This is a genomic window from Actinocorallia lasiicapitis, from assembly GCF_054778695.1.
Map to the genome: position 1 here is coordinate 1 of NZ_BAAGZI010000898.1, position 584 is coordinate 584.

General features: G+C 73.8%; 1 protein-coding gene. It reads right to left on the reverse strand.

The window, feature by feature from the left end; translation table 11 throughout:
* Positions 1 to 250 precede the first annotated feature (250 nt).
* A partial coding sequence (locus ACYVE7_RS35385) for an ATP-binding cassette domain-containing protein (RefSeq protein WP_460371064.1) occupies positions 251 to 584 on the reverse strand: 334 nt, incomplete at its 5' end.

Below are 584 nucleotides of genomic sequence, written 5' to 3' on the forward strand. Positions count from 1 at the left end.
CGACCACCCCCCCAACCCCCACAGCGCCCCCCGCTCAGCCCGAACCGCCCGCCAAACAATCCCCCCTACCCCATACCGCCGCATCACCCCCCACCCCCCAGCCACGCGCCGACCCGCTGCATCCGAGCGACGCCGAACCAGCGAACGGAACAGGAAGCGAAAGCCGTCGGGACGACCGCGCGAAGATCGATTCGCAGAGGCGCCAGAGCCCGCTTCGGCCGGGTGAGGCTGGGGTGGGGGGTCGGGGAGGTCATGTGAAGATCGCTTGGTAGGTGGGGTCGGGCCAGAGGGTGGTGTGGGGGGCGCAGGCGCGGATGCGGCCTGAGTCGAGCCAGAGGACCTGGTCGGCCTGTTCGGCGGTCTCGCGGCGGTGGGTGACGACGAGACGGGTGCCGGGTGCGGCGGTGATGGTCCTGGCGACCTGGCGGGCGGTGACGCTGTCGAGGCTGGAGGTGGCGTCGTCGAGCAGCAGGACGCGGGCGTCGCGGACGAATGCGCGGGCCAGGCCGACCCGCTGCCGTTCGCCGCCCGACAGGGGCGCCGCGGCGGCGGGCGTCGCATAGCCGTCGGGGAGCGCGCGGATG